Genomic DNA, 26,094 nt, shown 5'->3' with positions numbered 1-26,094 from the left:
TTCCCTTCGGGGTGGACGTGCTCGGGGCGCCGTGGGCGCCGGGCCTCAGAGGAGGCCGCGGGTCACCTCGGCGACGTGCTCGCCAGTGAATCCGTACTTCTCCATCAGGCGGGCGCCGTCGGCCGACTCGCCGTAGTGCTCGAGGCTCACGCGGGCGCCCGGGGAGGAGGCCGTCACCGTGTGCTCGAACCACGGCATCGCGATGCCGGCCTCGACGGAGACGCGGACCGGGGCGTCGGGGCCGTCGGGCAGGACCTCGGCCCGGTAGGCCTCGTCCTGCTCGGCGAACCACTCGAGGCAGGGGGCGGAGACGACGCGGGTCGGGACGCCGTCGGCCTGCAGCAGCGCGCGGGCCCGCACGGCCACGGAGACCTCGGAGCCGGTCGCGATCAGCAGCGCGCGGGCCGGCGTCGGCGCGCCGTCGGCATCCGTGGCGTCGATGAGGACGTAGGCGCCGCGGGCCACGCCCGAGGCGGGGGCGAAGCCGTCCGTGTCCCGGGGGAGCACGGGCAGGCTCTGCCGGGACAGGACGAGCCCGGCCGGGCGGTCCCGGTGCTCGAGCACCGTCCGCCACGCCCACGCGGTCTCGTTGGCGTCGGCCGGGCGGACGACGTCGAGCCCGGGGATGGCCCGCAGGGCGGCCAGGTGCTCCACCGGCTGGTGCGTGGGGCCGTCCTCGCCGAGGCCGATGGAGTCGTGCGTCCACACGTACGTGCTCGGGGTGCCCATGAGGGCGGCCAGGCGGACGGCGGGGCGCATGTAGTCGGAGAACGTCAGGAACGTGCCCACGTACGCGCGGGTCAGGCCGCCGATCGTGATGCCGTTGACGATCGCCCCGGCCGCGAACTCGCGGACGCCGAAGTGCAGGGTGCGGCCGTACTCGTGGCCCTGCCACGTGGCGGTGGAGCGGCGGGCCGGGATGAAGGAGGGCTCGCCCTTCATGGTGGTGTTGTTCGACCCGGCGAGGTCGGCCGAGCCGCCCCAGAGCTCGGGCATGACCGGCGCGAGGGCCGTGAGCACCTCTCCGGAGGCCGCGCGCGTGGCCAGGCCCTTCTCGTCCGCGTCCCAGGACGGGAACGCGTCCGCGAAGCCAGCGGGCAGCTCTCGTCCGGCCAGTCGGTCGTACAGCCGCGCGTTCTCCGGGTTCGCCTCGCGCCAGGCCTGGAACGCCACCTCCCAGCCGCGGCGGTACTCTGCCGAGCGCTCGGCGATGGACCGGGCGCGGGCCAGGAGCTCGGGGTCGACGTCGAAGGTCTTGGTCGGGTCCAGCCCGAGGCTCTCCTTGAGGCCGGCGACCTCGTCCGTGCCGAGCTTGGAGCCGTGGATGCCGCCGGTGTTCTGCTTCGTGGGGGAGGGCCAGCCGATCACGGTGCGCAGCTTGATCAGCGAGGGCCGGCCGGTCTCGGCCTTGGCCGCGACGAGGGCGTCGTACAGGGCCTCCACGTCCTCCGTGTACTCGGTCACGGCGTGGCCCTGGGCGCCGTTGGTCCAGTCGACCTCCTGCACGTGCCAGCCGTAGGCCTCGTAGCGGCGGACCACGTCCTCGGTGAACGCGATGTCCGTGTCGTCCTCGATCGAGATGCGGTTCGCGTCGTAGACGACGACCAGGTTCCCGAGCTCCTGGTGCCCGGCCAGCGAGGAGGCCTCGGCGGCGACGCCCTCCTGGATGTCCCCGTCGGAGGCGAGCACGAACACGTGGTGGTCGAACGGGGAGGTGCCGGGGGCGGCGTCGGGGTCCATCAGCCCGCGCACGCGGCGCTGCTCGTACGCGAAGCCGACACCCATCGCCAGGCCCTGGCCCAGCGGACCCGTGGTCACCTCGACGCCGTGGGTGTGGCCGTACTCCGGGTGGCCCGGGGTCCTGGATCCCTCGGTGCGCAGCCCCTGGATGTCCTCGATCTCGAGCCCGGCGCCCGCGGCGAACAACTGCAGGTACTGGATGAGCGAGGCGTGGCCCGCGGAGAGGATGAAGCGATCCCGGCCCTCCCAGCGGTCGTCCGTGGGGTCCAGGTGCATGACGTTCTGGTACAGCTGCCACGCCACGGGGGCCAGCGAGATCGCGGTGCCGGGGTGGCCGTGCCCGGCCTTCTCCACGGCGTCCGCCGAGAGCGCCTTGAGCGTGTCCACCATCCGGCGGTCCTGCTCCGAGTAGACGAACCCGCGGGCCGGGGCCACCCGGTCCAGGGTCGGGGGGGTGGACGGCTGCGCGGCGTCGGTCACGGGTTCTCTCCTGGCGGATCGGGAGCGTCGGGGTGCGGCCCCGGCCGACGCCGGGGCGTCGCGGCGCGGGGCCGTCGTCCCAGCCTAGCCGCGCGACGGCGGGGCGGGCCCGACCGGGCGCCTCATGACATGCTTCGCCCCCGGGCGAACAGCCGTTGACACGAGTAGACTGGGTCAAGGCCTGACCGCAGGCGGACCGCCCGAGTGGCCGATCCGAACCCCGGGACGGGCACGCCCACCGTCCCCTCACCGTGAGAAGCAGATGTCATCCTCCCTGGAGTCGCCGTCCGCCGCCCGCGTCGCCGCCGCCGAGCCCGGCGTCGTCGACCGGTCCCCGCTGCCCCTGCGCCGCAAGGTCCGGGCGTACGTCGAGCTGACGAAGCCCCGGGTGATCGAGCTGCTGCTGGTGACCACGCTGCCGACCATGATCTTCGCGCAGCGCGGCTTCCCGGACGTGCTCACCATGATCGCCACGCTCGTCGGCGGTGCGCTCGCCGCCGGCGCCTCCGGCACCTTCAACTGCTACATCGACCGCGACATCGACCGGGTCATGAAGCGCACCGAGAACCGGCCGCTCGTCACCGGCGAGGTCACCCCCCGCGAGGCCCTCGTGTTCGCGTGGGTGCAGACGGTCGTGTCCATCCTGATCCTCGGGTTCGGCGCCAACTGGCTGGCGGCCGGCCTGGGTGTGGCCGCCATCTTCTTCTACGTGGTCGTGTACTCGCTCGTGCTCAAGCGCCGCACGGAGCAGAACATCGTGTGGGGCGGCATCGCCGGCTGCTTCCCCGTGCTGATCGGCTGGGCGGCCGTGCGCGGGACCGTCGAGTGGCCGGCCATCGTGCTGTTCCTCGTGGTCTTCCTGTGGACGCCCCCGCACTACTGGCCGCTGTCCATGAAGTACAAGCGCGACTACCAGCAGGCCGACGTGCCGATGCTCGGCGCCATCGCCTCCGCGCGCCACGTCTCCAACCAGGTCGTGCTCTACGCGTGGGCCACCGTGGCCTGCTCCCTCCTGCTCGTGCCGATGGGCTGGGCCGGCATCGTCTACACCGCGGTCGCGCTCGTCGTCGGCGGCTGGTTCATCTGGGAGTCCCACGTGCTGCAGGTGCAGGCCCAGCGCGAGGACTTCGAGGACCGCAAGGCCATGAAGGTCTTCCACCTCTCCATCACCTACCTGACGCTGCTGTTCATCGCCCTGGCCGTGGACCCGTTCGTGGGTGCGCCGCTGATGCACTTCGGCGCCTGAGCGCCGGTCCGCCCCCAGCGCTCCCCGGGACGCCGACGACGACGGCCCCGCACCAGCCGGTGCGGGGCCGTTCGCGTGCGCGGGGCGTCAGCCCGCGGCGACGGTGCGCGCGGGCGTGGCGGTCTCGACCGCGGCACCGGGTCCGGCCGTGACGTAGCGGGCGACCTGCCGGTCCCAGGCCTCCGTCGCCGACGCCACGAGCAGTGCCGAGCCGAGCATGTGCAGCAGGACCACACCGATCGGCAGGCCCGTGAAGTGCTGGGTGTAGCCCACGGCGGCCTGGAACACGAGGGCGAGCAGGAGCCGCAGCACGGCGGCGCGCTGCAGGCGGGAGGCGCCGGCCGCGCGGCGCACCGTGAAGAACAGGACCAGGGCGGCCGCCAGGAGCAGGTACACCGGGATCACGTGGATCCGGGTGACCAGCAGCGGGTCGAACTCGTGGCGCGGCGAGCCGGGGTCGCCGGAGTGCGGGCCCGTGCCGGTCACCACGGTGCCCAGGTACACGGCGGCCCACGTCAGCGCGAACGCCGCCCAGGCGGCGGCACGGGACCGGACGGTGGTGGCGCCGTCCACGAGGGGCACGCCCGCCCGGCCGGCGCGGCGCTCGGCGGCGATGCGCACCACGAGCAGGGTCGCCACGGCGACCATGATCGAGGACACGATGAAGTGACCGGCCACCCACCACGGGTTCAGATTCGTCAGGACCACGACGCCGCCCACGAGGGCCTGCGCGGGGATGCCGGCCAGCAGGCCCACGGAGAGCCAGAAGGGGCTCCGGTGGGTGCCGCGCAGGTTCCACAGGGACAGGAACATGGCGGCGGCGATGACCACCAGGACGAACGTCAGCGTCCGGTTGCCGAATTCGATGTAGCCGTGGATGCCCATCTCTGGGGTGTTGGTGAGGGACTCGGGTGAGCACTTGGGCCACGTGGGGCAGCCCAGGCCGGAGCCGGTGAGGCGCACGGCGCCGCCGGTGACGATGATGCCGATCTCGGACGCCAGGGACGCCACGGCGAGGGCCATGGTGGCCTTCGTGAGGCGCTGCGGCAGGCGGGCGGCGAGCCCGGCCGGGGCGGTCCCGGCCGCGGGGGTGGTGGTGGACACGGTGTCCTTCCGATCGTTCGATGCAGGGGGACGGGGAACGGCTCAGGGCCGCCAGCGGAACCAGCGGAGCGCGGCCGCGACGGCCACGGCGCCCCACAGGGTGAGCACGAGCAGGGGGACGGGCGACCAGGCCCCGTCCAGGAGGGCGGCCCGCAGGGCCGTGCCCAGCGCGCCGGAGGGGAGCAGGTCCACGCCGGGCACCCGCGCGGGGAACACCGTGCCGCCGACGGCGCCGAACAGCACCCACAGCAGGTTGGCGACGGCGAGGGTCGCCTCCGGCCGGGCCGTGCCGGCGAGCAGCAGCCCGAGGGCCGTGAAGGCGGCGGCCCCCAGCGCGAGGGCGACGAGGGCCGGCAGGATCCCCTCGGGGTCCGGACGCCAGCCGAGCGCCAGGCCGACGCCGCCGATCACGCTCACCTGCACCAGCAGGAGGGCCACCACCGCCAGGGCCTTGCCGGCGACGAGGCCGAGCGTGCCCAGCGGGGTGGTGGCCAGGGCGGCGAGCACGTCGTAGCGACGCTCGAAGCCCGTGGCGATCGCGGTGGCCGTGAACGCGGAGCTGATCACGGCCAGGGCGAGCACGCCGGGCACGGCCACGTCCAGGCCCGAGCGGCCGGGGGCGTCCAGCAGGCCGGTGACGTGCACGCCCACGAGCGCGAGCAGGGGCAGCACCACGGTGACGAGCAGCTGCTCGCCGTTGCGCAGCGCGGTGCCGGTCTCGTCGCCGGCCTGACGCAGGACGCGGGCGGCCAGCGGGGCGGCGCCGGCGTGGGCTCCGGTGCCGGCCGGGGCGCGGTGGTCGACGACGGGCGTGCTCATGCGGCGGTCTCCCGGAGGATCTGCTCGAGGCGCAGTCCGGCGCGCTCGAATCGGGTGGGCATCAGGGCGTGCTCCCGCCAGCTCGCGGCGAGGACGGCCAGGTTGTCCGGGCCGCGGACGCCGGCCACGCGCAGGCGGGCGGACTCGTCGAGGCCGGCCGCGCGCAGCGGCGCGGGCAGGGTGTCGGCCCAGGCGCGGACGGCGTCGGGGGAGGCGTCGCCGAAGTCCACGTCGACGACGTCGCCCTCGGCCACGCGCGTGAGCTCGGCCAGCGAGCCGGAGCGCACCACGCGGCCGGCGCGCAGGATGGCGACGTCGTCCGCGAGCCGCTCGGCGTCGTCGAGCAGGTGCGTGGTCAGCAGCACGGCGGCGCCGCGGTCGGTCTGTTCCCGCACGACGTCGTGCACGACGGGCCGGGTCTCCGGGTCGAGGCCCGCGGTGGGCTCGTCGAGGAACAGCATGTCCGGCCGGCCGACGAGGGCGGCCGCGAGCGCGACGCGCTGGCGCTGGCCACCGGAGAGGCGGCGCAGGGGGCGGCCGGCGACCTCGGCGATCAGCAGGCGCTCCAGCAGCGGCTCGACGGGCAGCGGGTCGCGGTACAGGGACGCCACGTGGCCGACGAAGCGGCGGGCGGGGATCGCGGGCGGCAGGCCGCCCTCCTGCCACATCACGCCGATGCGGGCGCGCAGGTCGGCGGAGGCCCGCCACGGGTCTGCGCCGAACACGCGCACGGTGCCGGCGTCGGGCCGGTCCATGCCGTGGCAGAGGCCGAGGGTGGTGGACTTGCCGGCCCCGTTGGGGCCGAGCAGCACCGTGACGGCGCCGGCACGGGCAGTGAGGTCGACGCCCCGCAGGACGGGGGTGCGGGACCGGCCGCGGCCGAGGCTCCGGTGGACGTCGCTCAGGCGCAGGACGGGCTCGTCGCGCGGCACGGGATCCGGGGTCAGGGGAGGTCGGGGCACTGTGCCAGTCTAGTCCTCGGGCCCTGCGACCCCGGCTCGTGGGGCCGGGGGTGCCCGGGCCTGCGGCGGGTTCCGCCGTGGGCGTCATCAAGCCAGGTGAGCCTCACTTGAACCGTTCCAGATCAATAGGTCATGATGGCGTGGTGTATTCGGATCAGTCTGCGTCGCCCCCCGCTCCGGCCCCGGCCGAGGGCACGCGCGAGCGTGTGCTGCAGCTGGTCCTGACGCGTGGACCCGTGAGCGCGGCCGAGATCGGCCGCGAGCTGGAGCTGACCGCGGCCGCCGTGCGCCGCCATCTGGACGCGCTCGAGGAGGACTCGCTCGTCGAGGTCAAGCGGGTCACCGCGGCCCGCGGCGCGGGACGGCCCTCCCGCCGCTACGTGGTCACCTCGCACGCGCAGGAGCACCTGCCCAAGGACCACCTCGCCGTCGCCCTGGACACCCTGGCCCGCCTCGAGGAGCTCGGCGGGGAGGAGGAGGTGCGCCGCACCGCGCGCCACGCCTTCCGCGAGATCGAGGAGCGCTTCACGGCCGCCGTCGACGGCCGGGAGACCGCGCTGCAGGACCGCACCCGGATCCTCGCGCGGGTCCTCGACGAGGCCGGCTGACGCCGGCACGCTGCGCCACTTCGGCGCGGGCCTGGCGCCCACCCTCCGCGCGGACCAGGTCTGCCAGGGGCACTGCCCGTTCCAGGGAATTCCCGCGCGCCATCCGGAGTTCTGTGAAGAGGAGACCGCGCTGTTCGCCCGCCTGCTCGAGGTGGACGTGCGCCGGCTCTCGACCCTCGCCGCCGGCGCCCACGTGTGCACCACACATGTGCCGCTGGGCCGCGACTGAGCCGCGCGGGCCTCGCCCCGGCTCCCGCCGACCACCCGACCGACCCCGACCGCAGTGACTAGTGAGAGAGGCTGAGATGACCGACCAGATCGTCCAGCGGGACTCCGCGGAGACCGCCGACCCCGGCGTGATCCAGGAGATCCTCGACAAGAACCCCGAGCTCAACGCCATCGGCGCCTACCAGTACGGCTGGGCCGACTCCGACGCGGCCGGCGAGAAGGCCGTCCGCGGTCTGAACGAGGACGTCGTGCGCGACATCTCCGGCAAGAAGGACGAGCCGGAGTGGATGCGTGACCTGCGCCTCAAGGCCCTCAAGTACTTCGAGCGCAAGCCGATGCCGGCGTGGGGCCCGGACCTGTCCGGCATCGACTTCGACAACATCAAGTACTTCGTGCGCTCCACCGAGGGCCAGGCCAAGACCTGGGAGGACCTGCCCGAGGACATCCGCAACACCTACGAGCGCCTGGGCATCCCCGAGGCCGAGCGCGAGCGTCTCGTGGCCGGCGTCGCCGCCCAGTACGAGTCCGAGGTCGTCTACCACCAGATCCGCGAGGACCTGGAGGAGCAGGGCGTCGTGTTCCTCGACACCGACACCGCGCTCAAGGAGCACCCGGAGATCTTCGAGGAGTACTTCGGCAGCGTGATCCCGGTCGGCGACAACAAGTTCGCCTCCCTGAACACGGCCGTGTGGTCCGGCGGCTCCTTCGTGTACGTGCCCAAGGGCGTGCACGTGGAGATCCCGCTGCAGGCCTACTTCCGCATCAACACGGAGAACATGGGCCAGTTCGAGCGGACGCTGATCATCGCGGACGAGGACTCGTACGTGCACTACATCGAGGGCTGCACCGCCCCGATCTACCAGTCCGACTCGCTGCACTCTGCCGTCGTCGAGATCGTGGTGAAGAAGAACGCCCGCGTGCGCTACACCACCATCCAGAACTGGTCCACGAACGTGTACAACCTCGTGACCAAGCGCGCCGTGGTCGAGGCCGGCGGCACCATGGAGTGGATCGACGGCAACATCGGCTCCAAGGTGACCATGAAGTACCCGGCCGTGTACCTGACCGGCGAGCACGCCACCGGCGAGACCCTCTCCGTCGCGTTCGCGGGCAAGGACCAGCACCAGGACACCGGCTCCAAGATGGTGCACATGGCCCCGCACACGAACTCCTCGATCGTGTCCAAGTCCGTGGCCCGCAGCGGCGGCCGCGCCGCCTACCGCGGCCTGGTGCAGATCGCCGAGGGCGCGAACGGCTCCGCCAACTCGGTGGTGTGCGACGCCCTGCTCGTCGACACGGTCTCCCGCTCCGACACGTACCCGTACATCGACATCCGCGAGGACGACGTGACCCTCGGCCACGAGGCGACCGTCTCGAAGGTGTCCGAGGAGCAGCTCTTCTACCTCATGAGCCGTGGCATGTCCGAGGACGAGGCCATGGCCATGATCGTGCGCGGCTTCATCGAGCCGATCGCCCGCGAGCTGCCCATGGAGTACGCGCTCGAGCTCAACAAGCTGATCGAACTGCAGATGGAAGGATCGGTGGGCTGACATGACCGACACCGTGGAGAACACCCAGCGGACCATGATCCCGGGCATGGGCGAGGAGGGCGAGAAGCTCACTGCCGCGCAGAACCCGGCCGCCCGGGCCGGGGGCCGGGAGCGCAACGCCGCGGGCTCGCGCGCCGATCGCCTCAGCTCCTTCGAGCTGTCCGACTTCCCCGTGCTCACGGGGCGCGAGGAGGACTGGCGCTTCACCCCGCTCAAGCGCCTGGGCGGGCTGCACCTGCCCGAGGGCGACGACGCGCGCCTGACCGGTGCCGCGCCCGCCGTGACCGTGGCCGAGCAGGCCGGCGTCACGGTGGAGACCGTGGCCCGCGACGACGCCCGCGTCGGCTCCGTCCTGACCCCGGACGACCGCGTGTCCGCCGCGGCCTGGAACTCGGTCTCCGAGGCCACCGTCGTGACGATCTCCGGCGAGGTCGCCGAGCCGGTGCGCATCGACGTCGTCGGCTCCTCCGCCGACCCGGCCGCGATGCACCTGACCGTGCTCGTGGAGGAGAACGCGCAGGCCGACGTCGTGATCGCCCACCGCGGCACCGCCGTGCTGGCCCAGAACGTCGAGTTCGACGTGCGCCGCGACGCCCGCCTGAACGTGGTCGCGCTGCAGGCCTGGGAGGCCGACGCCGTGCACGTCTCGGCCCAGCAGGCCTCGGTCGCCACGAACGCGCACTTCAAGCACGTGGCCGTGTCCTACGGCGGCGGCGTGGTGCGGCTGACCCCGACCGCGCGGTTCGCCGCCGAGCGCGGCGAGGCCGAGATGTACGGCCTGTACTTCGCCGACGCCGGTCAGCACCTCGAGAACCGCCTGTTCGTGGACCACAACCAGCCGGACTGCGTCTCGAACGTGCTCTACAAGGGCGCCCTGCAGGGCACGGACGCGCGCACCGTGTGGGTGGGCGACGTGCTGATCCGCAAGGAGGCCGAGGGCACGGACACGTACGAGAAGAACCAGAACCTGCTGCTCTCCGACGGGGCGCGCGCGGACTCGGTGCCGAACCTGGAGATCGAGACCGGCGTGATCGAGGGGGCGGGCCACGCGTCCGCGACCGGCCGCTTCGACGAGACCCAGCTGTTCTACCTGATGGCCCGCGGCATCTCCGAGACCGAGGCCCGCCGCCTGATCGTGCGCGGCTTCCTCAACGAGATCATCCAGAAGATCGGCATCGGCGACGTCGAGGACGAGCTGACCGCCGTCATGGAGGACGAGCTGCGCATCGCGCAGCTCTGACCGACGCCCCGCAGACCCCACCGCCTTCCACCCGAGGAGAACCACCATGGCAACCCTGCAGATCACCGACCTGCACGTGCAGATCGAGACCGAGAACGGCCCCAAGGAGATCCTGAAGGGCCTCTCCCTGACCATCGAGACGGGCGAGACCCACGCGATCATGGGCCCGAACGGCTCCGGCAAGTCCACCCTGGCCTCGACCATCGCCGGCCACCCGCGCTACGAGGTCACCTCCGGCTCCATCACCCTCGACGGCGAGGATGTGCTGGAGATGAGCGTCGACGAGCGCGCGCAGGCCGGCCTCTTCCTGGCCATGCAGTACCCCGTGGAGATCCCGGGCGTCACCATGACCAACTTCCTGCGCACCGCCAAGACCGCGCTCGACGGCCAGGCCCCCTCGCTGCGCACCTGGACCAAGGACGTCAAGGGCGCCTTCGAGGCCCTGCAGATCGACCCGGCGTTCATGAACCGCAACGTCAACGAGGGCTTCTCCGGCGGCGAGAAGAAGCGCGCCGAGATCCTCCAGCTCGAGCTGTTCAAGCCCAAGTTCGCGATCCTCGACGAGACCGACTCCGGCCTCGACGTCGACGCGCTGCGCATCGTCTCCGAGGGCGTCAACCGCGCCCAGGCGCAGAACGAGATGGGCACCCTGCTGATCACCCACTACACGCGGATCCTCAACTACATCAAGCCGGACCACGTGCACGTGCTGGTGGACGGCCGCGTCGCCGAGTCCGGCGGCCCGGAGCTCGCCGAGCAGCTCGAGGCCGAGGGCTACGCCCGCTTCGAGAAGGCCGCGGCGGGGGCCTGAGATGACGGAGACCACGAACCAGGCGCCCACGGAGGACATCCGTGAGGCCCTCAAGGACGTGATCGACCCGGAGCTGGGCGTCAACGTCGTGGACCTGGGCCTGCTCTACGGGCTGCACTACGCCGACGACGGCGCGCTGCTCGTGGACATGACCCTGACCACCGCGGCCTGCCCGCTCACGGACGAAATCGAGGACCAGGTCTCCCGCGCGATCGGCACCATGGTGGACGAGTGGCGGCTGAACTGGGTCTGGATGCCCCCGTGGGGCCCCGAGCGGATCACCGAGGACGGCCGCGACCAGATGCGCGCCCTCGGCTTCAACATCTGATCCGGTCCGGACGACGACGGCGGCCCGTCACCTTCGCGCAGAAGGTGACGGGCCGCCGTCGTGGTGGGGGAGTGCGGACGGGCCGGCAGGCGCCCCGGCGCTCCCGGCTCAGATGTCCAGGGAGGAGGCCCGGAACGTGTCGCACTGGCGGATGTCGGGCTCCTGCTGGGAGCTCTGGTAGCCGCGCATGAACCAGGCCATGCGCTGCTCCGAGGTGCCGTGCGTGAACGCCTCGGGGTCCACCCGGCCGGTGTGGGTGGACTGGATGCGGTCATCGCCCACGGCGGAGGCCGCGTCGATGGCCTGGCGCAGCTGGTCCTGCGAGATCGGCTTCAGGAACGGCGCGCCGGACTCGGGGTCCACGGTGGAGGCGGCGTGCCCGGCCCACATGCCGGCGAAGCAGTCGGCCTGCAGCTCTGCGCGCACGGCGCCGGAGGTGGGGCCGGTGGTCCCGTCCTTGGAGTGCTGCAGGTAGCCGGTCACCTGCTGAACGTGGTGGCCGTACTCGTGCGCCACGATGTACTCCTCCGCCAGCGGTCCGCCCTCGGCGCCGAAATCGGTCTGCAGCGTCTCGAAGAACGCGGTGTCGAAGTACATGGACTCGTCCGCCGGGCAGTAGAACGGGCCCGTGGCCGAGGAGGCGCTGCCGCAGCCGGTGCTCACGCCGCCCTGGAACAGGGTCAGCTGCGGCTGGCGCCACTGGATGTCCGAGAACTGCGCGAGGTACTCGCCCCAGAACTCGTCCGCGGCCTCGGTGGTCGCGATGACGCGGCAGTCCGTGTTCTGGTTGGCGTCCGCACCGCTGGCGCACTCCTCGTCCGAGAGGGGCTGGCTCTGGCCGCCCGAGCCCGTCTGCTGCTGGTACTGGCTCTGGCCGACGGACCCGCCGCCCGTGTCGATCCCGAGCTGCTCGGCCAGCCCGGGGGCGAAGATCGCGAGCAGCAACGCGAGCAGGCCGCCGCCACCGCCGATGGCGATGCCCCGGCCCCCCAGCCCGCCGCCACCGCCCGATCGGGCCCGGCCGGCGTCGATCTGCACGTTCTCGTTGAAGCTCATGGGGCCAGAGTGTAGACGGACTAGACTGGCCCGGCACCGCACTGGCCCCCGCCCGTCGAGATCGGCCGGCCCCGCCGGTGCACCCCTGTCCTTCCCTCGACCCCTGGAGTCTGACACCCCCATGCTGACCGTCACCGATGTCGAACTGCGCGTGGGCGCCCGTCTCCTCATGGACGAGGTGAACTTCCGCGTGGACAAGGGGGACAAGGTCGGCCTCGTGGGGCGCAACGGCGCCGGCAAGACGACGCTGACCAAGGTCCTGGCCGGCGGCGGGCAGCCCACGGCGGGCACGGTGACCCGGACCGGGCGCATCGGCTACCTGCCCCAGGACCCCAAGGTCGAGGACATGGACCAGTCCGGCCGCGACCGCATCCTCTCCGCCCGCGACCTGGACCAGACGATCCGCCGCATGCGTGAGGCCGAGGCCGGGATGGCCGCCGTCGACGACGCCGAGCGGGAGCGGGCGATGAACCGCTACTCCCGTCTGGAGGCGGAGTTCGAGGCCCGCGGCGGCTACGCGGCCGAGTCCGAGGCCGCCCGGATCACGTCCAACCTCGGCCTGCCGGACCGCGTCCTGGACCAGCCGCTGCACACCCTCTCCGGCGGCCAGCGCCGCCGCGTGGAGCTCGCCCGCATCCTCTTCTCCGACGCGGACATCATGCTGCTGGACGAGCCCACCAACCACCTCGACCACGACTCGATCGTGTGGCTGCGCGACTACCTGAAGACCTACTCCGGCGGCCTCCTGATGATCTCGCACGACGTGGAGCTCATGGAGATGACCGTGAACAAGGTCCTCTACCTGGACGCGAACCGGCAGACCATGGACGTCTACAACATGACGTGGAAGAACTACCTCGCCCAGCGCCAGCAGGACGAGGCGCGCCGCCGCCGGGAGTTCGCCAACGCGGAGAAGAAGGCCTCGGCCCTCATGGCCCAGGCCGAGAAGATGCGTGCCAAGGCGACCAAGGCCACCGCCGCGCAGAACATGATCAAGCGCGCCGAGCGGCTCATGCGCGGCGTCGAGGGCGAGCGCGCGGTCGACCGCGTGGCCGCGATCCGCTTCCCCACCCCGCAGGCCTCCGGCAAGACGCCGCTGCGCGCCGAGAACCTCTCCAAGTCCTACGGCTCGCTCGAGATCTTCACGGGAGTGGACCTGGCGATCGACCGCGGCTCGCGCGTGGTGATCCTGGGCTACAACGGCGCCGGCAAGACGACGCTGCTGCGCATGCTCGCCGGGGAGGAGACCCCGGACACCGGCGAGGTCCAGGCGGGCCACGGGCTCAAGCTGGGCTACTTCGCCCAGGAGCACGACACCCTGGACCAGGACGCGTCGGTCCTGGACAACATGCGCCACGCCGCCCCGCAGCTCGGCGACACCCAGGCGCGCACGCTGCTCGGATCGTTCCTCTTCCAGGGCGACGACGTCGACAAGCCCGCCCGCGTCCTCTCCGGTGGCGAGAAGACCCGCCTGGCGCTGGCCACGCTCGTGGCCTCGAGCGCGAACGTGCTGCTGCTGGACGAGCCCACGAACAACCTCGACCCCGCCAGCCGTGAGGAGATCCTCCATGCGCTGCGCCAGTACGAGGGTGCCGTGGTGCTCGTGACCCACGACGAGGGCGCCGTCGAGGCGCTCGACCCCGAGCGCGTGGTGCTGCTGCCGGACGGGGTCGAGGACCTCTGGAACGACGACTACAGGGACCTCATCACCCTCGCCTGAGTGCGCGGGCCGCCGAGGCGGAGGGCGGGCTCAGTCGAAGAGCGCGTCCTCGGCCTCCTCGTCCGTAAGCCGCCCGTCGCGCCGCCGCCGGGCCGGCTTGGCGCGGGGGACCCGGTGCGCGGAGAGCAGCCCGTCGTCCGCGGCGTCGTCGAGGGCGTCGGCCCGGTCGTTGCGGGCGCGCATCCACGCGGAGTACCCCCACACCCCGAAGCCCATGGCCGCGAACAGGTACCACTGGATCGCGTAGGACAGGTGCGGGCCCTCGTCCAGGGTGGGCTCGACGAGCTTCTGCGGCATCGACTCCACCGCCGGGTCCTCCGTGACCATGATCCCGTAGGCCGTCCCGGCCACGGGCCCGCCCACGGTGTCGGCGATCTCGGCGAGGTCGATCGAGGGCACCTGGCCGTCCGGGGCGTCGCGGTCCAGGGCCGGCTCCCCGGGCTTGACCCGCACCACGACCTCGGCGTGGCCGGCGGGCGGGGCCGGCACGGCGTCCGGCTGACCCGGGCTGTTGCCCACCGGGAGCCAGCCGCGGTCCACCACGACGACGGGGCCCTCGTCCGTCCGGAACGGCACGAGCACCTCGTAGCCGGGCTGGCCGGCGCGGGGACGGTTGCGGACGATGAGCGTCTCGTCGACGAGGTACTCGCCGGTCAGTGTCACAGGCGTCCACTCGTCCTCGGTCTGGAACGCGGTGAACAGCCGGGAGGCCTCGGCGAACGGGACCGGGTCGTCGTCGTAGTTCTCCAGGACGCGGTTGACGCGGTGCTGGACCTCCACGCGGCGGTCCCACTGCCACTGGGCGAGCGCATGGCACAGGAACGCGAAGAGGATGCACAGCACGAAGCCGAGGATCCACGGGCCGGTGGCGAGGAAGCCGAAGCGCAGGGGAGGCAGGCGTTCGGCGTCGCGGGCGGTCGGGGCCGACATGGGTGCGGGGGTGCTCATGGGCGCGGGGGCTCCTGCGGGGTCTCGGGCGTCTCGACCTCGGGCGCCTCCGTGGCGGGCGGGTCGAGTGGGCGGGAGCGCCGCAGGAAGCCGCGGGCGCTCAGGAAGTCGTCCAGGAAGGGTCGATGGTCCGCGCAGGCCAGCCAGGTCTTCACGCGGTCCGGGGCGTGGACGCGCGGGTTGTTCCACTCCAGGGCCCAGGTCGCCTCCGCGGTGCACCCGCGGCGCGAGCAGACCGGCCGCTCGGGCCCGTCCGCTGCGGCGTGCGGGGATCGGGCGGCGGAGGCACCGGCGGCGGGGTCGAGGCGGCCGGACGCGAGGGCGCCCAGCAGGTCCATGCCCGGCTCACCCGGGCCCGCCCCGATCACGCGGCGCCCCGTCCGGGCAGGCCGGGACCGCCGGCGGACGAGGACCCTCGGCCCAGCGCCCGGGGCGCACGGTCGCGCGGGTTGTCCACGAGGTCGCCGGTGAGCACGACCGGCTTGGGCGCCGCCGTGTCGTCGGGGCGGGGGGCCAGGGCGGGTCCCTGGGCGGGCACGGCGCGCAGGGTGCCGGCCTGCTGCGGGCCGGTGTTGTTCACGCGCACGACGGCGACGTAGGGCAGCACGACCGCGCCGAGGATGAACCCGAGCTGCCACCAGCCGTGGGTGAAGAGCGCGGCGACGAAGCAGGCGGTGCGGAGCAGCATCTGGACCAGGTAGACCTTCATGCGCGCCTCCCGGTCCGCGCTGCGGCCGGCGGCGGCGGTGGTGACCCCCTGGACCTCCGGTGTCGTCCCGCGCCCGGCGCGGGCGGGACGGCCGGCTGGGAGCCGGCGGCGGAGCTGGTCATGGCGCATCCTCCTGGCACGTCGCGCCCTGCGGAGGGCCCCCGCGTGGCCGCGGACGTAGAGTGGTGGTTCACATGCCGGCGCGTCCGCCCTCGGCGGCGTCCCGCAGGACGGCGTCGACGGCGCCGCGCCGGTGCTTCAGTCTAGTCCCGTCCCGTCCGGAAGGTGTTCCCATGGCCGATCAGACCACCACGCCCGCAGCGGACGCGCAGGCCGCCGGCCGCAGCGTCCTCGTCACGGGGGGCAATCGCGGCATCGGCCTGGCCATCGCCCGGGCGTTCGCCGCGCACGGCGACCGGGTGGCCATCACCTCCCGCTCGGGGGAGGGGCCGGAGGGGGTCCTCGCGGTCCGGGCCGACGTGACGGACGCGGCCTCCGTGGACGCGGCCTTCCGCGAGGTCGAGGAGGTCCACGGCCCGGTCGAGGTGCTCGTGGCCAACGCCGGCATTACCCACGACCAGCTGCTGCTGCGCATGTCCGAGGACGACTTCACCTCGGTGATCGACACGAACCTCACCGGCGCCTTCCGCGTGGTGCAGCGCGCCACCAAGGGCATGATGCGCCTGAAGCGCGGACGCATCGTCCTGGTCTCCTCCGTGGTGGGCCTGCTCGGCTCGCCCGGCCAGGTCAACTACGCCGCCTCCAAGTCCGGCCTCGTCGGGATGGCCCGCTCGATCACGCGCGAGCTCGGCGCGCGCGGCGTGACCGCGAACGTCGTGGCCCCCGGCTACATCGACACCGAGATGACGCAGTCCCTCGACGACGAGCTCAAGGCCCAGTACAAGACGTCCATCCCGGCCGGCCGCTTCGCCGCCCCGGAGGAGGTGGCCGGCGTCGTGCGCTGGCTGGCCTCGGACGAGGCCGCGTACATCTCCGGGGCCGTGATCCCCGTGGACGGCGGCCTGGGCATGGGCCACTGACGACCACCGACCGCTGAGCAGACAGGAAGCACAGAACATGACCGAGCAGGACCTGGCCGGACGCGGCGTCGTCGTCACCGGCTCCTCCCGCGGCATCGGAGCCGCCACCGCCGAGCTGCTGGCCGCCCGCGGCGCGGGCGTCGTGGTGAACTACCGCCAGAAGGCGCCGCGCGCGAACAAGGTGGTGCAGAGGATCGAGGACGCCGGCGGCCGCGCCGTGGCCGTGGGCGGCGACGTGACCGTCGCCGAGGATCGGGCCGCGCTGCTGGACGCCGCCGTGGAGCACTTCGGCTCGCTCGACGTGCTCGTGCTCAACGCCTCGGGCGGCATGGAGTCCCAGTTCGGCGAGGACTACGCCCTGAAGCTCAACCGTGACGCCCAGGCCGCGCTGGCCGACGCCGCGCTCGAGCGCATGGGTGCCGGCGGGCAGATCGTGTTCGTGACCTCCCACCAGGCGCACTTCATCGACGAGGTCGCCACGATGGACTCCTACGAGCCCGTGGCCCGCTCCAAGCGCGCCGGCGAGGACGCCCTGCGCGAGCGCATCCCCGCGTTCGCAGAGAAGGGCGTGGGCTTCGTGGTGGTCTCCGGCGACATGATCGAGGGCACCATCACCGCCACCCTGCTCGACCGCGCCGAGCCCGGTGCCATCGAGGCCCGCCGCGAGGCCGCCGGCAAGCTCTACTCCGTGGAGGAGTTCGCCGCCGAGATCGCCTCCCTCGTGGGCCGCGACGACCTCGAGGTCGGCCACACCGAGCTCGTGGGCGGCGCCGAGGACTTCCTCGGGCAGGACTGAACCGCACCACACCCCTGACGACGTGGGCCGGATCCGTGGGATCCGGCCCTCGTGACCTCCGGGCGCGGGCGCCTCAGAGACCCAGGAGCCACCGCAGGGGGGTGAAGGAGGGCACGTCGACGACGACGTCCGCGTGCTCCCGGAGGATCGGCTTTGCGCACAGCGCCACGCCGCAGCCGGCCGCCTCGAGCAGGTCGATGTCGTTGGCGCCGTCGCCCACGCCGACGGCCTGCTCGGGGGTGAGCCCTGCGTCCTCGGCCCAGGCGCGCAGCATGGCGGCCTTCGCCGCGCGGTCCACGACGTCGCCGAGCACCCTCCCGGTCAAGTGCCCGTCCCGCACCTCGAGCTCGTTGGCGCAGTAGGCGTGCACGCCCCACGCCTCGGCCAGCGGGGCGAGCACCTGGGTGAAGCCACCGGAGACCGCGCACACCCGGCCGCCGGCCGCGGTGACGGCCTCGATCAGCGCGAGGGCTCCGTCGGTGGGCCGGATGGCCCGCACCACATCCGCCACGACGCCCACGGGCAGCCCCGCGAGCGCCTCGACGCGCGCGTGCAGCGAGGCGGCGAAGTCGAGCTCACCGCGCATCGCCCGCTCCGTCACCTCGGCGACCTCGGCCTCGCGGCCGGCGTGGGCGGCGAGCAGCTCGATGACCTCCTGCCGGATCAGCGTGGAGTCCACGTCCGTCACCACGAGGGGCACCGGCGCGGCGGCGACCGCCGCCGGCAGCGTGAGCACGTCCCACCCGGAGCTCGGCTCCGGGGCCGCCGCCCACTCGTCCGCGGCGAAGCGCCAGCCCAGCAGGCCGTCGTCGATGAGCCGTTCGGCGTCGTCCGGCACGCCGACCGGGGGCGCGTCCGTGACGAGGAGGGCGGGGTCGGCGGTGACGACGAGGCGACGCAGGGTGCTCATGCGCGGCATCCTAGGCGGGGGTGTGGGCGCGGCCGGGCGTGCGTCGCATCGGCGACGCACCGGCCGGCCGGACTAGGCTGGCCCCCATGACCACCCCCGCGCCTCCCGACGACTGGTTCCTCCCGGATGAGGACGCCGTGCTGCAGATGCGCCGCGTGCGCGTGCGCCGCGGCACCACCGACATCCTCGGCCCCCTGGACTGGACGGTCCGCGCGGGGCAGCGGTGGATCGTGATGGGCCCGAACGGCGCGGGCAAGTCGACGCTGCTCCAGCTGGCCGCGGCCCGCCTGCACCCGACCGCCGGCGACGTCGGCGTGCTGGACGAGGTGCTCGGCGCCGTCGACGTGTTCGAGCTGCGCCCGCGCATCGGCCTCTCCTCCGCCCAGCTCGCCGCCCAGGTGCCCGCGAACGAGACCGTGCAGGACGCCGTCGTCACCGCCTCCTACGGGATCACCGGCACGTGGCGCGAGCGGTACGAGACGGAGGATCGCGCCCGCGCGCTCGGCCTCGTGGCGACCTGGGGGCTCTCCCGCCTCGCGCACCGCGCGTTCGGCACCCTCTCCGAGGGCGAGCGCAAGCGCGTGCTCATCGCCCGCGCCCTGATGACCGACCCCGAGCTGCTCCTGCTGGACGAGCCCGCCGCGGGCCTGGACCTCGCCGGGCGGGAGGACCTCGTGCGCCAGCTGACGGCGCTCGCCACGGACGAGGACGCGCCCGCGCTGGTCCTCGTCACGCACCACCTCGAGGAGGTGCCCCCGGGCTTCACGCATGCCCTGCTGCTGCGGGACGGCGGCGTCGTGGCGGCCGGGCCCATCGAGTCGACGCTCACCGAGGAGCACCTCTCCGCGGCGTTCGGCACGGACCTGAAGGTGACCCGCACCGGCGGTCGGTACACCGCCGTGGCCCGGTGACGGGGCTGCTGACCGCGCAGCTGCTGGGCATGGACCTGTGGCAGGTCCTGCTCGTGCTGCTCGCGGGGTTCTGGGCCGGCACGATCAACTCGGTGATCGGCTCGGGCACGCTCGTCACCTTCCCGACGCTCGTGGCGGTCGGGTTCCCGCCCGTGACGGCCCAGGTCTCCAACGCGATGGGCCTGGTGGCCTCGGGCTTCTCCGGCACGTACGGGTACCGCCGCGAGCTGGCCCAGTCCCGGGTGCTCCTGCCGAAGCTGACCGTCGCGTCGCTGCTCGGCGGGGTCATCGGCGCCGCCCTGCTCACCACGCTGCCCGCGGCCGTGTTCGGCTACGTCGCGCCGGTGCTGCTCGTGGTGGCCCTGACGGTCGTCGTGCTGCAGCCGCGCATCCAGCGGTGGGTCCGGCGTCGGGCGGAGGACCAGGGGCCGACTCCCGGCGCGGACTCTCCCGTGCCGGTGGGCCCCGTGACCCCGACGCTGTGGACGCTCGTGTTCCTGACCGGCATCTACGGCGGCTACTTCGTGGCCGCCCAGGGCGTCATGCTCATGGCGATCTTCGGCGTGCTGCTGGTGGGCGGCACCCTCGTGCACGCCAACGCGGTGAAGACGTGGCTGTCGCTGGTGGTCAACCTCACCGCCGCCGCGTTCTACCTGGTCTTCGCCTTCGACCGCATCGACTGGCGGGCCGTCCTGTTGATCGCGCTCTCCTCGCTCGTGGGCGGGCTCGTAGGCGCGCGGATCGGGCGGCGCATCTCGCCGACGGCGCTGCGCGTCACCATCGTGATCGTGGGCCTGGCCGGGCTGGTGGTCATGGTGATGCGGCAGGTCTCGGGTGGGTGAGGGCGGGACCCGCGAGGTGCGCCTGGAGCGGATCGAGGACCTCGCCGACCCCCGCCTGGCCCCCTACACGACCATGACGGACGCGGCCCTGCGCCGTCGCGTCGACGCGGAGCACGGCGTCTTCCTCGCCGAGTCCTCCCAGGTGGTCCGCCGCGCGCTGCACGCCGGACACACCCCGCGCTCCTTCCTGCTGGGGGACCGCTATCGTGGGTCCTTCGCGGACGTGCTCGCCGCCCATCCGGACGTCCCGGTCTTCACCGGACCCGACGACGTGCTCGAGGCCCTCACCGGGTTCCACCTGCACCGCGGCGCCCTGGCCGCGATGGACCGCCCCGCACCTCGGCCGCTCGCCGACGTCCTCGCGGGCGCCCGGCGCGTGCTCATCGCTGAGGACGTCGTGGACCACACGAACGTGGAGTGTTCCAAACCACCGCAGGCTGGCGAACGTTCCTCGGATATAAGCCGACCTTGGCAGCCCAAGGTAGCAAAAAGCGAGGTCGACGATTCGTTCGAGCTCAACTCTCGCGTGTTCAGTGGTGAGGAGCGGCGTAGGACGGGAGTTCTTGGCGAGAGTCCAGGGGGCCGACACGATCGTTCTGTCTTGAGTACGAAGCGCCGCTCGCGGATCGCCGTGCTTGAGGGCTTGGTGGATCATACGAACGTTGGGGCATGTTTTAGATCAGCTGCGGCACTGGGTGTCGACGCGATCCTGGTGACGCCGACGTGTGCTGATCCGTTGTACCGGCGGTCTGTCCGTGTGTCGATGGGCACGGTCTTCCAAGTGCCGTGGACTCGCATCGATGACTGGCCTGCCAGCATCCAGGTGCTTAAGGACGCTGGATATGTCGTGGCGGGCATGACACTGGGGGAGGGCGCAATCACGCTCGATGAGTTGGTCGCCGAGGACCACGACAATCTCGCACTCGTCTTCGGCAGTGAGGGGCATGGGCTGACGCCGAAGGCCGACAGACTACTTGATCGGCGCGTGACGATTCCGATGATGCATGGCGTGGACTCGCTGAACGTTGCGGCGAGCTCAGCGGTGACGTTCTACGCGACAAAGTAGTTCAAGGATTCAGCTATCCGATCCAGCCGACGTTCTGCGTGCCTTCATGGCATGGTCGGGTGGCGCTCACTTAGTCTGGTGGCTGTTAGATGCGCGCAAAGGAGACAGCATGGCCCGCCGGAAAATGAATGCTCAATCTACGACCCTGTACAGATTGAGGCATACCGCCAAGCTCGAGCATGCTGTCAAGAAGAAGTACCGCGATGAACGCTCCGTAGTCACCGAGCCCTGCAAGGTGGCGGATCGTGATGCCCTCCTCGTATATGGCCATGTAGGGGCCGATGGCCCCGTGAACTGGGCAAGTCGCGTCCACCAACTCACTGGCGTGACAGTGGAAGCAACCAACACAACGGCAGCAGGCGTTCTCTTGCTTCGCGCGAATGATGAAGCTGACACGCCTACCTGGGGATTGTGTTGGGGTATGGGATGGCTGCTTTTGGATCAGAGCCACGTCGACGGCGCGTTCGGACAGAGACTCGCGCTGAGATCCGTTGATCCGGACCTGCTGAGCTCCGTGACTCGGACAGTTCTTGACGAGAGGGCCAAGATCGATCGGTCGTCCATTCCCGCAGGTGCAGGACTGACTGGATTCGGCATCGGTGGTTTCGGTGAGCTGGTCACTCGAGTCGTTGGAAAGGCCGAGATCAAGGGTCTTACCATCGACAAGCCGTTTCGCGTGAGAGGGGCGGACGCCCTCTCGGTGCCACTCGGACTCACCCCCACAGAGCTAGTTGCGGATCTTAAGGTGCTCGAGGCCCTGCTCTCTCAGAAGCCTCGCGCAGAGCTGCAAGTGCTTGAGCAGCTCGTACCGATTAAGAAGAAAACCTCGTTACATGACAAGCTGGAAGAGCACCTTCGAGCCGAGCTAAAGAAGTCCCTCGACGTATCTAAGATCGCCGTTACATGGCCCCATGAACACCTAAGCGAGAATAAGCCGCCCGAAGCGTTCCGAGTAAAACGAGGCGGAGGCACCGCTCCGCGCGTCGGCCTACCTACTGCGGCACTGATCATCGACTTGATGAAGGACCGCGAAATTTCGTCCATGGATACGATTAAGATCCAGCTGTTCGGTGACGCGGACGGCGAGGAGCCCGTAAGTAGTGAAATCCCGCTTCGAAAGTGGGTGGCCTTTGAGAAGGAAGAGTCTGGGCGTCGCTACTTCCTGCATAACGGGCAGTGGTATGCGATGGACCTTGACTACGCGAAGCAGCTCGACGACCACGTAAGGAACATTTTTGCGAAACAGGCTGGCGTGACCATGCCAGCTTGGTATGCGCCAGATGACGAGGAGGCTTATAATCGTAAGGCTGCGCAGGCGCTCGGCGCGGTGTTGATGGATCGGAAGCTCGTGCAGACAACTCAGAATAAGCGGGGCTTCGAGCCGAGTGACCTCATTACGACGAACGATGTGTACGTGCACGTAAAGTCGGCTTCCTCCTCCGCGCCGCTGAGTCACCTCTTCGCACAAGGCGGCAACTCCGCCCATGCACTGCAGTACGACGAAGAGGCACGCAAGCAACTGCGCAGCCGGGTCCAGCAGCGCGGCGGCAATGAGGACCTGATTGGCACGAAACCGCGCAAGGTCGTGTACGCCATTCGCTCGAAAGGCATAGGAAAATCACTTACAGCGGACGACCTCTTCAGCTTTAGTAAGGTCTCACTGGTCAGAGTATTCGACGAGCTGGAAGCCCGCGGCATCGAAGTGCGGATCGTGAGTATTGACTACCTGCCAGAAGAATAGTCAATTACGCATGGGGGTTGTGGAATCTGCGTTCAGGCTCGTCGACTTGTGAAAACGGTCGCGATGGTCGTGGGGTGTCGAATTAAAGAATTAGCCGGACTTTCCTAGCCAAGTATGTGTAGTACCACGGCCCCATCGGCATGACGCGCCGTTCGCTTTAGACCTTTCCGCATCTCTGGCAGCCCCATGACGTGACACGATGCGCCGGTCCCGACCGATGAACCCGGAGGGTGAGCAAGGGGGCGTATCGAGACACACTCGGGATCTGCCCCCAGTTATCATCGGCTTGACTTGCATTCAGACGGTTCGGAGCTTAGTAGTACCCTCGGATATATCCGAGGGCCTTCTCGAAGACGTCGTTGTCGCGGATCTTGAACTGGACGTAGAGGGTCTTCCGAAGCGCTTGTCGGACCTCTTGGTCACCGCGGATTGTGGACTGCCATCCCTCGAAGCGGACCCCGCGGACGACCTCGTCGATCCTGTTGACGACGTTCTCGACGATGATCGGGGTTTGATCGCCCTTGAGGGCGTCGAACAGCTCAGTCAGGGCCGCCTTGCCCTGCTCTTCGCGGGGCATCTCGTCGGCTGCCTTCTCGGCAGCAACAGTGTCGCGGGCGAGTTCGAGAAGCTCGCGGAGGAAGTCGAGGCTGGACTGTTGGATGTCGGCGTAGCGCTCGCGCAGGTCGTTAAGGCGCTGGCCGAGTTCGACGAAGACGGGGTTGTGTAGGTGCCGGGCGATGCGTGCGGTGATCTGACGCTCAATCTCTTCGGTGGGGATGTCGGTGCGCCGACCGGTCATGAGGTCTTCGATCGTCTGAGCGTCGAGCACGATCGTCTCGGTGTTCTGCGGGATCTCGACGGCGACGTGCTCGTTGATCAGGTCGATTGTCTTGGCTCCGAGCGCGTGCCACACGAGCCGCCCCGTGATGTCTGAGGGGCGCACCGACTCGTAGACATCCGTGAGCCAGCGGTAGTCGTCGCGATGCTCGCCCAGCATGGGGTCAGGACTGAGTGCCTCCCATAGTTGTGACACCACGCTGTAGGCGGCTCCGAAGGCGTCCTTCGTGACGTCGTCGGCGATCGCGGATTGCGCCTGGACGAGGCCTTCGTACCCGCCGACCGTGCGGTCGACACCGGGGAAGAACGCGAGTGCGGCAGCCATCGCGGGCGCGAGCTGAGCCTTCAGCTCCTCGATGTTGGAGACGACCTCCCGGACAGCCTGCTCGTCGAAGGAGAGGGATCGGGCCACGTCGTCGAAGATGCCGAGGTAGTCGACGATCAGGCCGTGGGTCTTGTCCGGCGGGTACACGCGGTTGGTGCGAGTGATCGCTTGGAGCAGAGTGTGCTCCTTCAGCGGCTTATCGAGGTACTGGCAGTAGAGGATCGGAGCGTCGAACCCGGTCAGCAGCTTCGCCGTCACGATGATGATCTTGAGCGGGTCGGTCGGGTCGTTGAACCGCGCGACAACCTGCTCCAGCTCCTCGGCACCTGGGGTCCACTTTGCCCAGTCGGGAGAGTCACCTCGGGTCTTCGACATGACGATGGTGGATGCCTCGGGTCCGAGGTGCTTGTCGAGCTCGTTCTTGTACGCGACGCAGGAGGCCTTGTCGTACGCAACGACCTGCGCCTTGAAACCCTGCGGCTCCACCTTGGTCTGGAAGTGGGCGGCGATGTCGGCAGCGATCTTCGCGATGCGCGAGGGCGTCTTGATCAGCACCTCGATCGAAGCCGCCTTCTTCGAGAGGGTGATCTTGTCGCTCTCGGACAGATCGCGATCCGTGGCAAGTTCCTCGAACGCCGCGTCGATCGCCTCCTGGTCGATGTGGATTTCTGAGAGTCGTGGTTCGAAGTGCAACGGAAGGGTTGCGCCGTCGCGGATGGAGTCATGGAATGAGTACCGTGACAGGTACCCGCCCTCGTCCTCGGGTGCGCCGAACCACTTGAAGGTGTTGCGGTCGCGCCGGTTGATCGGCGTGCCCGTCAGACCGAAGAGGTAAGCGTTGGGCAGGGCTTCACGCATCTTCTGCCCGTAGTCGCCCTCCTGCGAGCGATGAGCCTCGTCGACCATCGCGATGATGTTCTGCCGAGCGTCGAGGACGCCAGGAGCCTCACCGAACTTGTGGATCGTGGTGATGATGATTTTCCGCGCGCCCTGGCTGAGTAGCGTCTGGAGCTGCGCTCTCGAGTCCGTCGACACCAAGCCCGGGACGTCCGAGGCGTTGAAGGTGCCCGTGATCTGGGTGTCCAGGTCGATGCGGTCGACCACGATCAGGATCGTCGGGTTCGTGAGCTCGGCCATCGCGCGCAGTTTGAGCGCAGTGAAGACCATGAGCAGTGACTTGCCCGAACCCTGAAAGTGCCAGATCAGGCCCTGCTTGACCTTGCCGAGCAGGACCCGGTCGACGATCAAATTCGTCGCCTGGAACTGCTGGAACCGCGCGATTACCTTGATCTTGCGGTGGTTCTTGTCAGTCGCGTAAAGGGTGAAGAACCGCAGAAATTCCAGGACCGCACGGGGAGTGAGTACTCCTTCGACGGCCTCTTGGACCGCGACGAGACCGATCTTCACCGGCGCATCCTCATCGGTGGGGTCCTCGCGCCAAGGACCCCAGAGCTCGACCGGCATGCCGATGGTGCCGTAACGGAAGTCCTTGCCCTCGGTCGCGAAGGAGAACACGTTGGACACGAAGAACTGCGGGACGCTCTGCTCGTAGTCATCGTGGATCTGTGCAGCGCCATCGATCCAGGTGTACGCCGGCCGGATCGGCGTCTTCGCCTCACCGACCACCAGCGGCAAACCGTTGCACCACAGCACGAGATCGAATCGCTTCTCCAGCCGGCCCTGCTTGAAGGTCACCTCGGTCGAGACGATCCACTGGTTCGACGAGTCATCGTCGAGGTGGTCGAAGTTGATCAGCCGGACCGTGGTGTGTTCGCCGTTCGGCCCGAACGGCATCGACTTCTGCCCTGTCAGCCACGCCATGAACTCCTCGTTGGCGACCACTGGATGCGGGCTGTTGCGGGCGGCGATCAGGATGGCGCGGAGGTTATAGATGACCTCATCCGCCTTAGCAGGGTCCGCCTCGATCTCTGGGTTGAGGCGGAGCAGTGCGCCCGTAAGCACACCTTCCAGCAACACCTCGTCGGTACGACGCGGCAGTTCGTTGCCCGGCACGAACTGGACGTCGTTGGACTTCACCAGGTCGCGGATGAAGTCGCGGACAGAATTTGCTTCATTG

General features: G+C 70.4%; 23 protein-coding genes. 13 read left to right on the top strand and 10 right to left on the bottom strand.

Annotated features, from left to right (window positions below):
* Positions 1-45: 45 nt before the first annotated feature.
* Positions 46-2,220 carry a transketolase gene (gene tkt, locus SOY78_RS06875; RefSeq protein ID WP_036315272.1) on the bottom strand — a complete coding sequence of 725 codons (2,175 nt, stop codon included), beginning with the start codon at positions 2,218-2,220 and terminating at the stop codon, positions 46-48.
* A 262-nt stretch (positions 2,221-2,482) separates the two neighbouring features.
* On the opposite strand from tkt, the gene SOY78_RS06870 reads away from it, so the two are divergent.
* Positions 2,483-3,466 carry a heme o synthase gene (locus tag SOY78_RS06870; RefSeq protein ID WP_036315269.1) on the top strand — a complete coding sequence of 328 codons (984 nt, stop codon included), beginning with the start codon at positions 2,483-2,485 and terminating at the stop codon, positions 3,464-3,466.
* 87 nt (positions 3,467-3,553) lie between these two features.
* Here SOY78_RS06870 and SOY78_RS06865 read toward each other — a convergent pair whose 3' ends face one another.
* From SOY78_RS06865 to SOY78_RS06855, 3 genes are read right to left on the bottom strand one after another with little or no spacing between them, the layout of a single operon-like run.
* Positions 3,554-4,570, bottom strand: a complete 1,017-nt coding sequence (locus SOY78_RS06865; RefSeq protein ID WP_069941296.1) for a COX15/CtaA family protein — start codon at positions 4,568-4,570, stop codon at positions 3,554-3,556.
* 42 nt (positions 4,571-4,612) lie between these two features.
* A complete protein-coding gene (locus SOY78_RS06860; protein WP_324701341.1) occupies positions 4,613-5,389 on the bottom strand; it encodes an ABC transporter permease in 777 nt (258 codons plus the stop codon).
* Positions 5,386-6,351, bottom strand: coding sequence for an ABC transporter ATP-binding protein (locus SOY78_RS06855; RefSeq protein WP_324701340.1), 966 nt, complete (start codon positions 6,349-6,351; stop codon positions 5,386-5,388). The genes SOY78_RS06860 and SOY78_RS06855 overlap by 4 nt, the downstream gene beginning before the upstream one ends.
* A 236-nt stretch (positions 6,352-6,587) precedes the next feature.
* On the opposite strand from SOY78_RS06855, the gene SOY78_RS06850 reads away from it, so the two are divergent.
* From SOY78_RS06850 to SOY78_RS06830, 5 genes are all read left to right on the top strand, one after another.
* The gene (locus SOY78_RS06850; RefSeq protein WP_324701339.1) at positions 6,588-6,959 is read left to right on the top strand and encodes a hypothetical protein; all 372 of its coding nucleotides are present in this window, start codon (positions 6,588-6,590) and stop codon (positions 6,957-6,959) included.
* A 305-nt stretch (positions 6,960-7,264) separates the two neighbouring features.
* Positions 7,265-8,737 carry a Fe-S cluster assembly protein SufB gene (gene sufB / locus SOY78_RS06845; protein WP_063189240.1) on the top strand — a complete coding sequence of 491 codons (1,473 nt, stop codon included), beginning with the start codon at positions 7,265-7,267 and terminating at the stop codon, positions 8,735-8,737.
* A 1-nt stretch (position 8,738) separates the two neighbouring features.
* Positions 8,739-9,977, top strand: coding sequence for a Fe-S cluster assembly protein SufD (gene sufD / locus SOY78_RS06840; protein ID WP_036382717.1), 1,239 nt, complete (start codon positions 8,739-8,741; stop codon positions 9,975-9,977).
* Positions 9,978-10,023: 46 nt separating this feature from the next.
* Positions 10,024-10,788 carry a Fe-S cluster assembly ATPase SufC gene (gene sufC, locus SOY78_RS06835; protein WP_069941297.1) on the top strand — a complete coding sequence of 255 codons (765 nt, stop codon included), beginning with the start codon at positions 10,024-10,026 and terminating at the stop codon, positions 10,786-10,788.
* A gap of 1 nt (position 10,789) precedes the next feature.
* Positions 10,790-11,116 (top strand): metal-sulfur cluster assembly factor, encoded by a 327-nt coding sequence (locus tag SOY78_RS06830; RefSeq protein WP_002855327.1) that lies wholly within the window; start codon positions 10,790-10,792, stop codon positions 11,114-11,116.
* A gap of 108 nt (positions 11,117-11,224) precedes the next feature.
* Here the strand turns inward: SOY78_RS06830 and SOY78_RS06825 are convergent, their stop codons facing one another.
* Positions 11,225-12,172 carry a neutral zinc metallopeptidase gene (locus SOY78_RS06825; RefSeq protein WP_069941298.1) on the bottom strand — a complete coding sequence of 316 codons (948 nt, stop codon included), beginning with the start codon at positions 12,170-12,172 and terminating at the stop codon, positions 11,225-11,227.
* 121 nt (positions 12,173-12,293) lie between these two features.
* Between SOY78_RS06825 and abc-f the strand changes: the two genes are divergently transcribed.
* Positions 12,294-13,892 (top strand): ribosomal protection-like ABC-F family protein, encoded by a 1,599-nt coding sequence (abc-f, locus tag SOY78_RS06820; protein WP_036315246.1) that lies wholly within the window; start codon positions 12,294-12,296, stop codon positions 13,890-13,892.
* Positions 13,893-13,922: 30 nt separating this feature from the next.
* Here the strand turns inward: abc-f and SOY78_RS06815 are convergent, their stop codons facing one another.
* The 3 genes from SOY78_RS06815 to SOY78_RS06805 are packed head-to-tail and all read right to left on the bottom strand — an operon-like array spanning position 13,923 to position 15,678.
* A complete protein-coding gene (locus SOY78_RS06815) occupies positions 13,923-14,840 on the bottom strand; it encodes an SURF1 family protein (RefSeq protein WP_036315243.1) in 918 nt (305 codons plus the stop codon).
* Positions 14,837-15,178 carry a hypothetical protein gene (locus SOY78_RS06810; RefSeq protein WP_152743496.1) on the bottom strand — a complete coding sequence of 114 codons (342 nt, stop codon included), beginning with the start codon at positions 15,176-15,178 and terminating at the stop codon, positions 14,837-14,839. The genes SOY78_RS06815 and SOY78_RS06810 overlap by 4 nt, the downstream gene beginning before the upstream one ends.
* 26 nt (positions 15,179-15,204) lie before the next feature.
* Entirely contained in the window at positions 15,205-15,678 is a 474-nt protein-coding gene (locus SOY78_RS06805; RefSeq protein WP_324701338.1) for a DUF3099 domain-containing protein, read from the bottom strand.
* Between the two features lie 164 nt (positions 15,679-15,842).
* Here SOY78_RS06805 and SOY78_RS06800 point away from each other — a divergent pair, with 164 nt between their 5' ends.
* Together SOY78_RS06800 and SOY78_RS06795 are read left to right on the top strand one after the other, a co-directional pair.
* A complete protein-coding gene (locus SOY78_RS06800; RefSeq protein WP_036315234.1) occupies positions 15,843-16,589 on the top strand; it encodes a beta-ketoacyl-ACP reductase in 747 nt (248 codons plus the stop codon).
* Positions 16,590-16,626: 37 nt separating this feature from the next.
* Positions 16,627-17,385, top strand: coding sequence for an SDR family oxidoreductase (locus SOY78_RS06795; RefSeq protein WP_123243847.1), 759 nt, complete (start codon positions 16,627-16,629; stop codon positions 17,383-17,385).
* 73 nt (positions 17,386-17,458) lie between these two features.
* Here the strand turns inward: SOY78_RS06795 and serB are convergent, their stop codons facing one another.
* Positions 17,459-18,295 (bottom strand): phosphoserine phosphatase SerB, encoded by an 837-nt coding sequence (gene serB, locus SOY78_RS06790; protein ID WP_061867251.1) that lies wholly within the window; start codon positions 18,293-18,295, stop codon positions 17,459-17,461.
* Between the two features lie 86 nt (positions 18,296-18,381).
* Here serB and SOY78_RS06785 point away from each other — a divergent pair, with 86 nt between their 5' ends.
* From SOY78_RS06785 to SOY78_RS06770, 4 genes are all read left to right on the top strand, one after another.
* Positions 18,382-19,206 (top strand): ABC transporter ATP-binding protein, encoded by an 825-nt coding sequence (locus SOY78_RS06785; protein ID WP_115261110.1) that lies wholly within the window; start codon positions 18,382-18,384, stop codon positions 19,204-19,206.
* Entirely contained in the window at positions 19,203-20,048 is an 846-nt protein-coding gene (locus SOY78_RS06780) for a sulfite exporter TauE/SafE family protein (protein ID WP_324701337.1), read from the top strand. Before SOY78_RS06785 ends, SOY78_RS06780 begins: the two co-directional genes overlap by 4 nt.
* Before the next feature lie 16 nt (positions 20,049-20,064).
* Entirely contained in the window at positions 20,065-21,114 is a 1,050-nt protein-coding gene (locus SOY78_RS06775) for a TrmH family RNA methyltransferase (protein WP_324701336.1), read from the top strand.
* Positions 21,115-21,223: 109 nt separating this feature from the next.
* On the top strand, positions 21,224-22,855 hold the full coding sequence (locus tag SOY78_RS06770; RefSeq protein ID WP_324701335.1) for a DUF6119 family protein: 1,632 nt from the start codon (positions 21,224-21,226) through the stop codon (positions 22,853-22,855).
* Between the two features lie 313 nt (positions 22,856-23,168).
* Here SOY78_RS06770 and SOY78_RS06765 read toward each other — a convergent pair whose 3' ends face one another.
* Positions 23,169-26,054 carry a type I restriction endonuclease subunit R gene (locus tag SOY78_RS06765; RefSeq protein ID WP_324701334.1) on the bottom strand — a complete coding sequence of 962 codons (2,886 nt, stop codon included), beginning with the start codon at positions 26,052-26,054 and terminating at the stop codon, positions 23,169-23,171.
* Positions 26,055-26,094 lie beyond the last annotated feature (40 nt).

Origin of the sequence: Micrococcus sp. HOU01, from assembly GCF_035609305.1 — a bacterium.
In the GTDB taxonomy this organism is placed as follows: domain Bacteria; phylum Actinomycetota; class Actinomycetes; order Actinomycetales; family Micrococcaceae; genus Micrococcus; species Micrococcus luteus.
This window is presented reverse-complemented; position numbering and strand designations above follow the sequence as displayed.

Bases quoted from the DNA above. Each gene is read 5' to 3' on its own strand.
- SOY78_RS06870 (WP_036315269.1), top strand. From the start codon at position 2,483: ATGTCATCCTCCCTGGAGTCGCCGTCCGCCGCCCGCGTCGCCGCCGCC.
- SOY78_RS06860 (WP_324701341.1), bottom strand. From the start codon at position 5,389: ATGAGCACGCCCGTCGTCGACCACCGCGCCCCGGCCGGCACCGGAGCC.
- sufB (WP_063189240.1), top strand. From the start codon at position 7,265: ATGACCGACCAGATCGTCCAGCGGGACTCCGCGGAGACCGCCGACCCC.
- sufD (WP_036382717.1), top strand. From the start codon at position 8,739: ATGACCGACACCGTGGAGAACACCCAGCGGACCATGATCCCGGGCATG.
- sufC (WP_069941297.1), top strand. From the start codon at position 10,024: ATGGCAACCCTGCAGATCACCGACCTGCACGTGCAGATCGAGACCGAG.
- SOY78_RS06830 (WP_002855327.1), top strand. From the start codon at position 10,790: ATGACGGAGACCACGAACCAGGCGCCCACGGAGGACATCCGTGAGGCC.
- SOY78_RS06825 (WP_069941298.1), bottom strand. From the start codon at position 12,172: ATGAGCTTCAACGAGAACGTGCAGATCGACGCCGGCCGGGCCCGATCG.
- abc-f (WP_036315246.1), top strand. From the start codon at position 12,294: ATGCTGACCGTCACCGATGTCGAACTGCGCGTGGGCGCCCGTCTCCTC.
- SOY78_RS06815 (WP_036315243.1), bottom strand. From the start codon at position 14,840: ATGAGCACCCCCGCACCCATGTCGGCCCCGACCGCCCGCGACGCCGAA.
- SOY78_RS06810 (WP_152743496.1), bottom strand. From the start codon at position 15,178: ATGGACCTGCTGGGCGCCCTCGCGTCCGGCCGCCTCGACCCCGCCGCC.
- SOY78_RS06805 (WP_324701338.1), bottom strand. From the start codon at position 15,678: ATGCGCCATGACCAGCTCCGCCGCCGGCTCCCAGCCGGCCGTCCCGCC.
- SOY78_RS06800 (WP_036315234.1), top strand. From the start codon at position 15,843: ATGGCCGATCAGACCACCACGCCCGCAGCGGACGCGCAGGCCGCCGGC.
- SOY78_RS06795 (WP_123243847.1), top strand. From the start codon at position 16,627: ATGACCGAGCAGGACCTGGCCGGACGCGGCGTCGTCGTCACCGGCTCC.
- serB (WP_061867251.1), bottom strand. From the start codon at position 18,295: ATGAGCACCCTGCGTCGCCTCGTCGTCACCGCCGACCCCGCCCTCCTC.
- SOY78_RS06785 (WP_115261110.1), top strand. From the start codon at position 18,382: ATGACCACCCCCGCGCCTCCCGACGACTGGTTCCTCCCGGATGAGGAC.
- SOY78_RS06770 (WP_324701335.1), top strand. From the start codon at position 21,224: ATGGCCCGCCGGAAAATGAATGCTCAATCTACGACCCTGTACAGATTG.